Consider the following 13,320-nt stretch of genomic DNA (forward strand, 5'->3'; position numbering starts at 1 on the left):
GCTAGAGCGTTAACAACCCAACTGTCAAATATAGGACAATAGATTAACGCATTTATTATAGACAGACCTAAAATTCTCGCAGAATTAACTTATGTGATACGGCATAGTAAACTCACTGTTAATAAGCGTAAACCTATGAAAATAAATAATTTTCAGGGCTCGTGACGAGCATCCGAACACTGCTATACTAATCTCTCTTTTATGAAATAAGATCACACGTGTTGTTATGAAGTCACCGTTACGTTTTTGCGTTCTGTTACTGCTCGCGGGCCTGCTCCCGATGACCAGTTTTGCCTTCTCAGAGCAGAAACTGACTTTCCGTGCTCCCGAGGAAGGTCCCTTTACGCAATATGTAACAGCGGTGCTTGAAGAGGCATACGAAAAACTCGGTATTGAACTCGAGTACATCGAACTTCCCCGCTTACGAGGTGAGCAGTTGGCTGCTGAAGGTACCATCGCCGGGGAGCTGGGAAGAACAGCGCTACTTGAAGACAAGCGCCGGCACCTGCGCCGGGTGCCTTTTCCACTATTCACTTTCGATATTATCGCGGTAGCCGATCGTCGTAACTGTGGTTACTGCCCATTGTCAGAAATGAAAAGTCTGGCCTATGTTAACGGTATGGACTCAATTACCAAATTGGTCGAAAACCTGCCTTACGAACCGTCTATTGTCACCCCTATTGATATTGAGCAAGTGGTAAAATTACTCGATTCGGGGCGCATTCAAATGGCATTTATGGGGGATTTTCAATTTGAAAATTCAGATCTGAAAGATAACCCTCATTTAATTACTCATAAGTTATCGACAGAGGTTGGTTTTCATTATCTGAATGAAGAGCATGCGAGACTGATACCTCAACTGACTTATCACCTGCAAACTATGCGCGACAACGGCCGGATGAAGGCACTGCGCGAGCAGTATGGTGTCACCCTGGAAACACCAATACAGCCCATAAAGCGTCCTGAGCAACTGACGGTTGTAGGAGCCATACACCAGGGCTTACTGAATGCCGACGGCACGGGCAAATTATGGAATTTGGCTAAATCCGTATTTCCGACTTTTACCTCCCGGCTCAATACGGTTGTCAGCAGTTGGCAGCGAAGTATTCAATTACTACAGGAAGGCCGTGCAGATGCGTTAATCGGTGTTCGTCCTGATCAGAAAATAAAAAATATCATTCTGTCTAAATATCATATTGGCTACGACGACAGCATTTTTCTTTTCACCCTTGAACAACCGAATGATGGTCCTATTTGTGTATCCGGCCCTCGCTTCATGCAAACCTTAGTGGATACCGACCGACCCTTTTACCGGGCCTCGAATTCACTGGACTGCTTTGCACTGCTGGATATGGAAAGGGTCAGTGCGGTAATAGACTACAAGGACAACCTGCCTGACTGGACCGAAAAGCCCTACAAGAAACAGAAGCTGTCGGGACCACAACCTTTATTCATGGCCTTTCTCGACAACAACAGAGGCCGTGCACTTCGTCAACTATTTGATAACACGCTGTTCGAACAGACAATTGAAAAAAGGGCTAAACAGCAAATTAACGAGCGCCTGTAAAATCGTTCTGGCGCCAGGCTTCATAAGCAAAAATAGCCACTGAATTGGATAAATTCAGGCTTCGGCTGGTGTCCGCCATTGGCAACCGCAACCAGTTCTCTTGTGGAAAAGTTTCCAGGACCTCCATTGGCAGCCCGCGAGTTTCAGGGCCAAACAACAAAACATCGCCGGCCTCATAAGCCACTGCAGAGTAATTTGTCTTACCTTTGGTTGTGCACGCAAAAATGCGGTTAAACGAGGTACTATTCAGAAAGCTCTGCCAGTCTTTATGGATATTTACAGAAGCTAAATCGTGATAATCAAGACCCGCCCGACGTACTTTTTTTTCATCCAGCTCAAACCCTAAGGGCTCAATTAAATGCAAGGACATGCCCGTGTTCGCCGCCAAACGAATAACGTTGCCGGTATTAGGGGGAATTTCAGGCTCAAACAGTACAAGGTGCAACATGGTCGTTTTCATCACTTGGGTAAAAGCGGTAGAATAGCAGAATATCTTTTATAAATGTGTACCGGTACTGTGGCAAATCAGAAAAACTACCAACAGAATTATGCTTTTTGGGTACGACTGGCTAGTACAGCGTCGGTTATCGTTGCCATAATCCTAATTACCATTAAGCTTTTTGCCTGGTTCCAGACAGAATCCGCCAGTATGCTGGCATCTCTCACCGATTCAATTTTAGACAGCGGCGCTTCCATATTCAGCTTTTTTGCGATTCGCTACGCTTTGCAACCAGCAGATGAAGAGCATCGATTCGGTCACGGTAAAGCCGAATCCCTGGCGGCGTTAGCGCAAAGCGCCTTTATTTCCGGTTCCAGCATGCTGCTTATTTTTCACAGCGTTCAACAGTTTATGCAGGGCGGCAGTGTGCCTAAAGTGGGTTACGGTATCGCGGTTTCTGCCATTGCTATTGTCATTACCTTTGTTTTAATTGTTATACAGCGTATGGCTATTCGTCATACCAACTCTCAGGCCGTGCAGGCCGATAATCTTCACTATCAGTCGGACATACTGCTGAACTTAGCCGTTATTGTGGCGTTAATTTTAAGTAGCTATGGCTGGCTCTGGGCTGACAGTATTTTTGCCATGGGCATTGCCGTTTACCTCATTATTGGCGCAGTTCGTATTGGCTGGGATGCATTTCAGGCACTGATGGATCGTGAGTTGTCAGAAGAGCTGCAAGAGCAGATTGCTAATATCACAATGGCGGTAAACGGCGTTAAAGGCTTTCACGGTCTACGCACACGGGAGGCAGGCCCGGTGCGCTTTATTCAGTTACACATTGAGCTGGCCAACGAATTGTCTTTATTACGGGCTCACGCCATTGCCGATGATGTTGAAGCACAGCTGATGAAAGCTTTCCCGGGCGCCGATATTATTGTCCACATGGATCCTGAAATTGTCGCCGTGGTAGAAGGTTCACTTAAGCGTTAGCAAGTTTCCGGGTTTCTTCAATAAGAGCGTCCAGCACAGGTTGACGAAACTTGTCAGTTTCCATCATAAGCTCGTGCGATGCACCTTTAATGGTCTCAAACCTAAAGTGGTCCCGGGTAACCGCAGCAGCTACTTTCTTTTGTCCTGACGCGGAAACCACTTTATCATTCCCTGCCTGAAACAGAATGACCGAAATGGTAATGTCATTTGCCAGTTTCTGCGCGTTGATAGCGGCACTGATGGCCTCATACAGCCAATTAAATGTGGGCCCGCCTAGCTGAACATCCGAAACATTATCATAAGCATCCCGAAACGCCTTATATCGCTGTCGGCTATGTGTCAGAACGTTCTCTTCAAAAGGCACCGGCTTATAATTTCCCATACCGAGAAAATACCACGGTTTTGCCAGCCAGCGGTTTAACCAGGCTCCCGCAAAAACTATCCAACGCGCGAACCAATAAGGCACTATTCCTGTTTCTATAGAAAACATAGGAGCAGAGAGTATGAGTTTTTTATAAGGATGCTGGTAAGTGGCACAGTAAATGGTCGCTATTGTTCCGCCCATCGAGTGAGAAAACAGTGTTTTGGGTACATCGCCAAATCGTGCCACTAACAGGTTGGTAAAGTCCGAAAAGTCACGTACAAAGTCATTAAAGTTTTCGACATGTCCCTGATGAGGGTTCGCCGTCAGGCGCCCCGACAATCCCTGCCCACGGTGATCCAGTGCCGCAACAGAAAAGCCCTGCTGTGCCAGCTCCCAAAACAGTTCCTGATACTTCAGTGCCGACTCTATTCGCCCCGGAGCAATAACCACTAAGGGTGCGGAGTCACTATGTCGGTAATAGGCAAAATGTAATTTGAGACCATCAAACGCAGCAAAATACTCAGAGGTAACTTGTTGTTCCCAAAAGACTTCGACTTGAGCCTTAAAAAACTCCAGCCATTCGGGCGTGTCGTCTGCAGGGCGTTGTTGTGTAGTAGGCGGTTGCTTCATTCTTTCTGTTCGGGCTGACTTTTGGGTAAGTCTAACACGACTTCAAGTCCCCCTTCAGAGTGATTATGAGCTTTTAATTCACCACCCAGAACAGCCGCCGCGCGATGACTCAAGGCTAAACCAAGACCAACGCCGGCTTTATGGTGTCGCGCCGGATCGCCGCGATAAAAAGGCACAAACAGTTTACTTATGGTGCTCTCATCAACCCCCGGGCCGTGATCCCGAATGCGAATATGACAGCCTTTGCCGTAATCGTCACAGGAAAGCTCTACGTTATCTTCGGTGTAGTGCAGTGCATTACGGACAATATTTTCCAGAACCAGCCGCAGCAATTCAGGGTCAGTATCAATAACCGGCCAGTTGCTACCATGCCGCAGCAAGCGCTCGCGTACTTCTGGATGCTGATAACACATATCATTAATAAGCTGCTGCACCAGTTCACCGCTATCCAGGCTTTCATGGTTCAGATCAACCAGCCCATTCTCCAGTCTCGACAGCGAAAGAATTCGCTCAATAATCACACTGAGACGTTCCGTATCGCGGCGCAATTGTTGCCAATTAGGGTCGTCCTCATTGCAATCGGCTAAATCCAGAGCCACCTGCATACGCGCCATAGGTGAACGTAATTCGTGCGATACATCGCTGAGTAATCGCCGTTGCGCGTCACGCGAAGTTGCTAAGTCGACCGCCCCTTGCGATAAAGCCCGTGCCAGTTCACCAATTTCATCACCACGTTTAGGTAAACGTTTAAGTTCAGGCGTTGCACTACCATCAGCCACTTCGCGCATTGCCAGAATCATTCGTCGTATAGGTCGAATAAGCCAAATACCCAGTAATACTGCGAGTAAACCGCTACCAACCATTAAGGTCAGTATGCGCGCGCGGGTCGATTCTGCTTCCAACCGCTCACGGTCAACCTGCTCTTCAATGCCTAAGGGCTTAGTCACCAGAATTTTATTGCCGTCGAGCTCGAACGGACCCATTAACAAACGCTCGTCCAGAGGAATCTGCTGCGGAGACTCTTGACCCAGCATACGCAATAGCGTGGAACCGTGACTTACGCGCAGCATCTCGTCCATTAATAGCTTTTCGCTGCCCTGCACCGACAACTGTGCGGCAACGCGGTAGTCGCCAGCAATAAGCCGGCCGGGTTGTAGAGAGTGAAAGGTTAACGCATCGCTCAATAAAGGCTGTAACGTCTGATAAATCTCCGGCTCCAGTGGTTTAAGTTCAGCTTTAGGTTTGTTCCAAACCGCCAACAAATAACCACTGGCCGCTGTGACCGAAAGCAGCGCCCAAAAAATGAAAAGTAATCTCAGAGCAAGCGATCGGTACCACCGCGTACGCCGGTTCTTCATAAGCTTGCAATCAGTCGGTAGCCGCGACCTCGTATAGTTTGAATACGATCAGGTTTTGCCGGGAATTTCTTCCGGATGTTACTGATATGCACGTCAAGACTGCGGTCAAAAGGCTCCATTTTTCGTCCCAGTGCCGCAACAGAAAGCTGATCTTTACTGACCATTTGACCGGCTTGCTGCATCAGACAACGCAAAATATCAAACTCAGTTGGTGTCAGAATCAGTTCAGCATCATCGCATTTTACTTCCGTAGTAGCCGGATCCAGCACTATGCCACAAACGTTCAGGCTTTCATTCTGCATGGTTGTGTTTGGCGTGCGACGCAGCAAAGCTCTTACACGGGCAATCAGCTCACGTGGATTAAAAGGCTTTGGCAGATAATCATCTGCGCCAAGCTCCAGCCCCATGACTCTGTCATCATCGTCACCACGAGCCGTCAGCATCAGCACCGCGGTATCACGATGTTGCTGGCGTAACCGCTGCAAAAGCTGCATACCATCAATGCCGGGTAGCATAACGTCCAGCAAAATAAGTTCGTAGTCACCGTTAAGTGCTTTATCAAGACCAGTGACACCATCTTCGGCGACACTTAAATCCACAGATTCACGTTTAAACAATTCTGTCAGCATGACAGACATTTCAGTATCATCGTCAATGAGTAGTACGGAATGTCTCATAACTTGTTGTTCTCTCCAGAAATAAATCCATGATCCAAAATGCCGGGGATGGATACGACCCTCTTTACATAACTTTTACTTTAGCAGAGTTTTCAACTTTCGGGTTAAGGTATTCCTTCCCCAGCCCAGCCATGCGGCTGCTTTTTGTTTATGTCCGGAAAAACGTTTTAAAGCAGTCTGTAACGCAACCTGCTCCAGCTGCTGCTGATAACTTTGCAGAACATCCTGCGAGTTTAACGGCTGCTGTTCCAGCTCAGTTTGCAAAAAGTGTAACCAGGTAAGCTCACCGCCTGGCTCTGTCGAACCTGGCTCTGAAGTCACCAGAATGTCTTCAGGCAAGTCCCGGGGACTTATTTGCTGCCCGGGCGCCATAACGGTTAGCCAGCGACAGGTATTTTCCAGTTGTCGGACGTTACCTGGCCAATTGTAACTCTTTAATGTGCTAAGCGTTTCATTTAACAATGTTTTTGGTGTGACATTCAACTCTTCGGCCGACTTTTTAAGAAAGTGTCTTGCCAGAGTATCGATATCTTCCGCCCGCTCACGCAGAGGCGGCAGCCGCAAACGGATAACGTTAAGACGATGATAAAGGTCATCCCTGAATGTGCCCTGGTTAACCAAGTGTTCTAGTTCCCGGTGGGTGGCGGCAATAACGCGCACATCCACTTTTACCGGTTGCAACGCTCCCACCGGGTAAAACTGTCCTTCGGCCAGAACTCTCAACAGCCGTGTCTGAACTGGTAAAGGCATATCGCCAATTTCATCCAGAAACAAAGTACCACCGTCAGCTTGCTGAAAACGCCCGACGCGTTTACGGTCGGCTCCGGTAAAGGCCCCGCGTTCGTGCCCGAACAGCTCCGACTCAATTAAATCGGCGGGTATTGCTGCCATGTTAAGCGCAATAAAAGGTTTATCCGCCCGTGGGCTGTGTTTATGCAGAGCTCGCGCGACAACTTCTTTGCCAGTACCGGTTTCTCCGGTAAGCAGCACACTAACGCTTGAGCCCGACAAGCGACCGATAGCACGAAACACATCCTGCATAGGCGTGGCTTCACCAATAAGCTCGGGAACTGAATTTGCGTCTATTTGCGCGGGCGCATTTTCACTTTGTCTGGCATGCTGCAGAGCACGGTCAACGGCGGTAATAGCTTCATCAATGTCAAAGGGCTTTGCCAGATACTCAAATGCGCCGCCCTGAAACGCTTTTACCGTTGTCTCGAGATCGGAATGCGCGGTCATAACCACAACAGGCAAATGCGCCTCGGTCTGATGCAGCCGCTCCAGTACAGCCAGGCCGTTTTCTCCCGGCATACGGATATCGGTGAGCACAACGGTTGGTTTATCGCTCTTTAGAGCCATGAAAAAGTCTTCGCCATTGGCAAAACTGCGCACGTGATAACGGCTATCAGCAAAGGCTTTTTCCAGTACCCAGCGAATAGAGTCGTCATCATCAATTATCCATAACTGAGCATTAGTGGTCATCCGTCACCTCATTACCATTTTCTGCTGAAAGATAAGGCAAATACACTGAAAATCGGGTTTTTCCGGGACTGGAATCAAAATCAATTTTCCCTTTATGCTGATGCACTAAATTTTGTGCCAGCGACAAGCCGAGTCCGGTTCCTTCAGCACGGCCGCTTATCAACGGATAAAACAGGGTTTCGCGCAACTCGGCCGGAATACCGGGCCCATTATCGGTCAAAGTAACCACCGCACATTGTCGATAGCGCTGTCCAAACAGAGTCAATTGGTGTTCTACCCGCGTTTTAATTGTAATAGTGCCTTCGCCTGACATAGCTTGTGCTGCATTTTGGGCAATATTCAAAAACACCTGTTCACAAGCTTCCGCAACCACCTGAATATCCGGCAGCGACGGGTCGTAATCCCGAACTAAATTCAGCGAGTCTCCATATTCGTACACCAAAGTTCTGGCAACTCTTTCCAACACTTCATGAATATTGGTTTCCTTCGACTCGCCCCTTTTTACCGGCCCTAATAACCTGTCGACCAAATACCTTAACCGGTCCGACTGGGTGATGATCAAGTCCGTATACTCTGTCAGGCTCTCGTCCGGAAGTTGCCGTGCCAGTAACTGCGCAGCGCCGCGTAAACCTCCCAGAGGGTTCTTTATTTCATGCGCCATACCGCGCAATAAGTGCTGGGTAGCGAATAGCTGATTACGCTGTTGATCTTCCTGATTTATTCGCCGCAACTGGTCTACTTGTTTTAATTCCAGTAGCAAAGCACGTCCAAAAGGTTGCTCTACTGTTTGAATACTGGTTTCCACCCGAATATTGTGCCCGGAATGCAGCGCGAACTGAGCTTCCGCATTCAGCACCGTTTGCTCGCTATTCAGGCACTCCATCAGCGTTTCTGACGCCAGCGAACACTGATAAAAAGCCGCAGTGAAAGGTTCGCCCAACAGGCGTTTTGCACTGTGATCGAGTAAGGATTCAGCAGACGAATTGACGTAACGGATGGTCAGGCGATCATCGAGGATGAGTATGCCTGTGAGTAGTTGGTTAAGTAGCGCGCTATCGTTCACGAAGGCAGGATAAATTACGCACCAAGTTGGTGCAACCGGGTAAGGCAAGACACCTTACCCGGCCAGTAACCATTAAACGCTGTAGTACATATCGAATTCTACCGGGTGGGTAGTCTTCTTCAATGTCTCTACTTCGTTGTACTTAAGATCGATGTAGGCATCAATCATGTCGTCGTCCATAACGCCGCCTTGCTTAAGGAAGTCGCGGTCTTTATCCAGCGCGTCCAGAGCCATTTCCAGTGAGTGACAAACGGTCGGAATGTCTTTCGCTTCTTCAGGAGGCAGATTGTATAAATCTTTGTCCATGGCATCGCCAGGGTGGATCTTGTTACGGATACCGTCAAGGCCAGCCATTAACAGCGCAGTAAAGGCCAGGTACGGGTTCGCACTTGGGTCAGGGAAGCGCACTTCAATACGGCGACCTTTCGCGCTGGAAACCAATGGAATACGGATAGAAGCCGAACGGTTACGGGCGGAATAAGCCAGCATCACCGGTGCTTCAAAACCAGGAACCAGACGCTTGTACGAGTTAGTAGAGGCGTTCGCAAAAGCGTTAATGGCACGTGCGTGCTTAATAATACCGCCAATATAGAACAGCGCGGTTTCGCTCAAGCCTGCGTACTGGTCGCCGGCAAATAAGTTTTCGCCGCCTTTGTTCAGTGACATATGCACGTGCATGCCAGAGCCGTTATCGCCAACCAGTGGCTTCGGCATAAAGGTTGCGGTCATGCCGTAAGAGTGCGCGACGTTATGCACCACATACTTATAAACCTGCAGTTCATCAGCTTTCTTAGTCAGAGTATTGAAGCGTGTAGCCACTTCGTTCTGACCTGCTGTTGCTACTTCGTGGTGATGGGCTTCAACAACCATACCCATGTCTTCCATTACTAAGCTCATGGTGCCACGAATGTCGTGCGCTGAGTCTACCGGAGGTACCGGGAAGTAGCCGCCTTTTACTCCAGGACGGTGAGCCAGGTTACCTTCTGAATATTCACGGCCTGAGTTCCACTTCGCTTCTTCCGCGTCAATCTTGTAGAACGAACCACTCATGTCTGTGTGGAAACGTACGTCGTTGAACAGGAAGAACTCAGGTTCCGGACCGAAGTAAGCGTCGTCTGCAATGCCTGATGAGCGCAGGAAATCTTCCGCACGCTTTGCAATTGAACGAGGGTCACGGCTATAGCCCTGCATAGTTTCCGGCTCAAGAATGTCACAACGTACATTCAATGTGACTTCATCAGTAAAGGGATCAATCACCGCAGACTCGTTGTCTGGCATCAGTACCATGTCTGATTCGTTAATGCCTTTCCAGCCGGAAATAGATGAACCATCAAACATTTTACCTTCTTCAAAGAAGTCTTCATCGATTTGCGACACCGGAATAGTGACGTGTTGCTCTTTACCTTTAGTATCGGTAAAGCGTAAATCGACGAATTTTACGTCGTGTTCTTTGATGGTATCGAAAATCTTATTAGCTGACATGTTGTCCTCCGTAGACAGCGTCTAAAAATACAGCTTGAGTATAGCAAAGCCTGTGCCAACTGACTTTTTTGTTTATATTCATAAAGTTAGTTCATTTAGCACTATAATGCGTAAATTAATACGCACCAGTATAGCGCATAACGCACAAAATTGGTGCAAAAGTAACATTCTAAGATAACGTCATAAAAATATAACGAACAAAAAACAATCAGGTCTTTCTTAATCCAACTCAAAAAGGTAGAATACGCCGCTATTTTTCACAAAACCCCTTGGACGGGTTTCATTCCCGGACAACTACAGGCAGTTCTTAATGACAATTCAGGTATTTGATATAGAAAAATTACGCAACATCGCGATTATCGCGCACGTTGACCATGGTAAAACCACCCTAGTCGACAAGTTGTTGCAACAATCTGGCACTTTAGAAAGCCGTGGCGAAATAGAAGACCGTATTATGGATTCCAACGATCTTGAAAAAGAACGTGGTATTACTATCCTCGCCAAAAACACCGCGGTTAACTGGCAAGATTACCGCATCAACATTCTGGATACTCCGGGACACGCCGATTTCGGTGGCGAAGTTGAACGCGTACTTTCTATGGCAGACTCCGTATTGTTAGTGGTTGATGCCGTTGACGGTCCTATGCCTCAAACTCGATTTGTCACGCAGAAAGCTTTCTCTCATGGTTTGAACCCTATTCTTGTTATTAACAAAGTTGACCGTCCTGGTGCACGCCCTGACTGGGTGATGGATCAGGTATTCGACTTATTTGATAACCTGGGCGCTACTGACGAACAGCTGGACTTTCCGGTAGTTTACGCATCAGCGCTTAACGGCTGGGCATCATTAGACATAGAAGATCAAGACGGCGACATGACGCCATTGTTCGAAACTATCGTTAGTAAGGTAAGCCATCCCGATGCTGACCCTGAAAGCGACCTGCAAATGCAGGTGTCACAGCTTGATTACTCGAGCTACTTAGGCGTTATTGGTATTGGTCGCGTTACCCGCGGTAGCGTTAAAGTGAACCAGCAAGTGACTATTGTTGGTGCCGACGGCAAAGAACGTAACGGAAAAATTGGTAAAGTCTTTAGCTACCTGGGTCTTGACCGCATTGAAGCGGACAAAGCTGCAGCAGGCGACATCTGCGCCATTACCGGTCTGGGCGAGCTAAAAATCTCCGACACCGTGTGTGCAGTTGGTAAAGCTGAAGCTATGAAGCCACTGACCGTTGACGAGCCAACAGTAACTATGACCTTCCAGGTAAACACCTCACCTTTCGCAGGTAAAGAAGGAAAGTTTGTTACTTCTCGTCAAATTCTTGAACGTTTGCAACAAGAGTTGGTTCATAACGTAGCTTTACGTGTTGAAGAAACTGACAACCCGGATCGTTTCCGCGTATCTGGCCGTGGTGAGCTTCACTTAGGTGTTCTTATTGAAAACATGCGTCGTGAAGGTTTTGAATTAGCCGTTTCTCGTCCAGAAGTTATCATCAAGTACGAAGATGGTAAGAAAATGGAACCTTATGAAACCATGACGGTTGATATTGAAGAGCAGCATCAAGGTGCGGTTATGGAAAAATTAGGCTTGCGTAAAGCCGAAATGACCAACATGACACCAGACGGTAAAGGTCGCGTTCGCGTTGATTTTGAAGTACCAAGCCGTGGTTTGATTGGCTTCCAGACAGAATTCATGACACTGACTTCAGGTACTGGCCTTATGTACCATACGTTTGACCACTACGGTCCGCACAAAGGCGGAACCATCGGTCAGCGTAGTAACGGTGTACTGATTTCAAATGCTCAGGGTAAAGCTCTGACTTACTCACTGTTTAACCTGCAGGAGCGCGGTAAGTTATTTGCATCACACGGTGATGAAGTTTATGAAGGCCAGATCATCGGTATTCATAACCGTTCAAACGACCTGACAGTAAACTGCCTGAAAGGTAAACAGCTGACTAACGTACGCGCTTCTGGTACTGACGAAGCACAGACCTTAAGTACACCAATTCGTTTAACGTTGGAGCAAGCACTGGAATTCATCAATGACGATGAACTGGTCGAAGTGACACCTGAGTCTATTCGTATTCGTAAACGCGCACTGACAGAAAACGATCGTAAACGTTTAGGTCGTGAGCCGAAGAACGGTTAAGATTTGCAGAGCTGTTATAAAAAGACGCCCGCTACTTTAGCGGGCGTTTTTTATAACCAAAATTCAGCTTATCAGCTAGTTCGCACTCAGCAACTCCGGTTGCGGCAATACAAAGTAGAAAATCGAGAAGAAATGGAAGACGCTGCCCGCCAATACAAACAAATGCCAGATGGCATGATGATAAGGCAGAGATTTCCAGACATAAAAGATAACACCCAGCGTATAAGCTAAACCGCCGGCGACAAGCAACATCAAGCCACCTGCATCCACATTATCAATCATCGGGTTAATCGCAATAATCGCCATCCAGCCCATTCCAAGGTAGAGAGTAAGCGACAGCCAGGCAATTCGCTTTTTCAGCGTCAGCTCAAGCACGACACCCACCAAAGCAATTCCCCAAGCCACGCCCAATAAGGTCCAGCCCCAGGCATCTCTTAAATTGATTAAAGCAAATGGCGTATAAGTACCAGCAATTAAAATGTAAATAGCGGCATGATCAAGCTGTTGAAACACCGCTTTCATTTTTGGCCAGGGAAACGCATGATAAAGCGTTGAAGCGGTATAAAGCAGAATAAGACTAGCACCGTAGATACTCGCAGCAACAACATGCCAACCATCACCGTAAGCCGCCGCCCAAATCAACATGAAAACTAAAGCAACAATACTTAAAACGGCACCAATGCCATGAGTTAATGCATGAGCCACCTCTTCCTTTACGGTATAGACTTTATGCTGATTGCTCATCCTCGTTCCATTCCCGGCGTCTCATAACCTTTACTGATATTCTTGAGTGCCCTTATAAACTGGTCATACTGTCTTTCATTGTCGTATTTTAAGTTATATGAGTTATGAAACTGCAGGGTTAGCGTGACACCATGCCCTTCCAAAAAAACGGTATAACCGTCATGGTCGGTATAAGCTTCTATTCCGTCCAAGTAGTGACGTCCCTGACGAGCTTCGCCATGAGTGTGGATCTTTTCGTACGCATCCAACATCAGTTTGTTATCAAGTTCGTTTTTCATCACACACCTCAGCGTTTTCTAACTAAATGTATACCCTTATTATTAGGGTCGAATGTCCATTCCACAACCGCTTTTACCTATTTGTTTCAAA

General features: G+C 47.5%; 12 protein-coding genes. 3 read left to right on the forward strand and 9 right to left on the reverse strand.

The window, feature by feature from the left end:
- The first annotated feature begins 226 nt into the window (after positions 1-226).
- A complete protein-coding gene (locus tag IL_RS12460; protein WP_016341407.1) occupies positions 227-1,567 on the forward strand; it encodes a hypothetical protein in 1,341 nt (446 codons plus the stop codon).
- On the opposite strand, the gene trmL is transcribed toward IL_RS12460, so the two are convergent.
- Positions 1,551-2,015: a tRNA (uridine(34)/cytosine(34)/5-carboxymethylaminomethyluridine(34)-2'-O)-methyltransferase TrmL gene (gene trmL, locus IL_RS12465; protein WP_011235655.1), complete on the reverse strand. Its 465-nt coding sequence runs from the start codon at positions 2,013-2,015 to the stop codon at positions 1,551-1,553. The two genes, IL_RS12460 and trmL, sit on opposite strands and share 17 nt — an antisense overlap.
- Positions 2,016-2,069: 54 nt before the next feature.
- Between trmL and IL_RS12470 the strand changes: the two genes are divergently transcribed.
- Entirely contained in the window at positions 2,070-2,999 is a 930-nt protein-coding gene (locus tag IL_RS12470) for a cation efflux pump FieF (protein ID WP_011235656.1), read from the forward strand.
- On the opposite strand, the gene IL_RS12475 is transcribed toward IL_RS12470, so the two are convergent.
- The 6 genes from IL_RS12475 to glnA form a co-directional block, all read right to left on the reverse strand.
- Positions 2,989-3,993 carry an alpha/beta hydrolase gene (locus IL_RS12475; protein ID WP_011235657.1) on the reverse strand — a complete coding sequence of 335 codons (1,005 nt, stop codon included), beginning with the start codon at positions 3,991-3,993 and terminating at the stop codon, positions 2,989-2,991. The genes IL_RS12470 and IL_RS12475 overlap by 11 nt on opposite strands.
- Positions 3,990-5,252: a sensor histidine kinase gene (locus IL_RS12480; RefSeq protein WP_227016379.1), complete on the reverse strand. Its 1,263-nt coding sequence runs from the start codon at positions 5,250-5,252 to the stop codon at positions 3,990-3,992. The genes IL_RS12475 and IL_RS12480 overlap by 4 nt, the downstream gene beginning before the upstream one ends.
- 95 nt (positions 5,253-5,347) lie before the next feature.
- Positions 5,348-6,028 carry a response regulator transcription factor gene (locus IL_RS12485; protein ID WP_011235659.1) on the reverse strand — a complete coding sequence of 227 codons (681 nt, stop codon included), beginning with the start codon at positions 6,026-6,028 and terminating at the stop codon, positions 5,348-5,350.
- Between the two features lie 75 nt (positions 6,029-6,103).
- The gene (gene ntrC / locus IL_RS12490) at positions 6,104-7,510 is read right to left on the reverse strand and encodes a nitrogen regulation protein NR(I) (protein WP_011235660.1); all 1,407 of its coding nucleotides are present in this window, start codon (positions 7,508-7,510) and stop codon (positions 6,104-6,106) included.
- The gene (glnL, locus tag IL_RS12495; RefSeq protein ID WP_011235661.1) at positions 7,500-8,621 is read right to left on the reverse strand and encodes a nitrogen regulation protein NR(II); all 1,122 of its coding nucleotides are present in this window, start codon (positions 8,619-8,621) and stop codon (positions 7,500-7,502) included. Before glnL ends, ntrC begins: the two co-directional genes overlap by 11 nt.
- Positions 8,622-8,645: 24 nt before the next feature.
- Positions 8,646-10,055: a glutamate--ammonia ligase gene (gene glnA, locus IL_RS12500; protein ID WP_011235662.1), complete on the reverse strand. Its 1,410-nt coding sequence runs from the start codon at positions 10,053-10,055 to the stop codon at positions 8,646-8,648.
- Between the two features lie 310 nt (positions 10,056-10,365).
- Between glnA and typA the strand changes: the two genes are divergently transcribed.
- Positions 10,366-12,207 (forward strand): translational GTPase TypA, encoded by a 1,842-nt coding sequence (typA, locus tag IL_RS12505; protein WP_011235663.1) that lies wholly within the window; start codon positions 10,366-10,368, stop codon positions 12,205-12,207.
- A gap of 75 nt (positions 12,208-12,282) precedes the next feature.
- On the opposite strand, the gene trhA is transcribed toward typA, so the two are convergent.
- The gene (trhA, locus tag IL_RS12510; RefSeq protein WP_011235664.1) at positions 12,283-12,951 is read right to left on the reverse strand and encodes a PAQR family membrane homeostasis protein TrhA; all 669 of its coding nucleotides are present in this window, start codon (positions 12,949-12,951) and stop codon (positions 12,283-12,285) included.
- Positions 12,948-13,229, reverse strand: coding sequence for a DUF3081 domain-containing protein (locus IL_RS12515; RefSeq protein ID WP_011235665.1), 282 nt, complete (start codon positions 13,227-13,229; stop codon positions 12,948-12,950). Before IL_RS12515 ends, trhA begins: the two co-directional genes overlap by 4 nt.
- Between the last annotated feature and the right edge of the window lie 91 nt (positions 13,230-13,320).

It is taken from the genome of Idiomarina loihiensis L2TR (assembly GCF_000008465.1).
Taxonomy (GTDB): Bacteria; Pseudomonadota; Gammaproteobacteria; order Enterobacterales; family Alteromonadaceae; genus Idiomarina; species Idiomarina loihiensis.

Bases quoted from the DNA above. Each gene is read 5' to 3' on its own strand.
- IL_RS12515 (WP_011235665.1), bottom strand. From the start codon at position 13,229: ATGAAAAACGAACTTGATAACAAACTGATGTTGGATGCGTACGAAAAG.
- IL_RS12460 (WP_016341407.1), top strand. From the start codon at position 227: ATGAAGTCACCGTTACGTTTTTGCGTTCTGTTACTGCTCGCGGGCCTG.
- IL_RS12475 (WP_011235657.1), bottom strand. From the start codon at position 3,993: ATGAAGCAACCGCCTACTACACAACAACGCCCTGCAGACGACACGCCC.
- IL_RS12485 (WP_011235659.1), bottom strand. From the start codon at position 6,028: ATGAGACATTCCGTACTACTCATTGACGATGATACTGAAATGTCTGTC.
- trmL (WP_011235655.1), bottom strand. From the start codon at position 2,015: ATGTTGCACCTTGTACTGTTTGAGCCTGAAATTCCCCCTAATACCGGC.
- trhA (WP_011235664.1), bottom strand. From the start codon at position 12,951: ATGAGCAATCAGCATAAAGTCTATACCGTAAAGGAAGAGGTGGCTCAT.
- typA (WP_011235663.1), top strand. From the start codon at position 10,366: ATGACAATTCAGGTATTTGATATAGAAAAATTACGCAACATCGCGATT.
- ntrC (WP_011235660.1), bottom strand. From the start codon at position 7,510: ATGACCACTAATGCTCAGTTATGGATAATTGATGATGACGACTCTATT.
- IL_RS12470 (WP_011235656.1), top strand. From the start codon at position 2,070: ATGTGTACCGGTACTGTGGCAAATCAGAAAAACTACCAACAGAATTAT.
- glnA (WP_011235662.1), bottom strand. From the start codon at position 10,055: ATGTCAGCTAATAAGATTTTCGATACCATCAAAGAACACGACGTAAAA.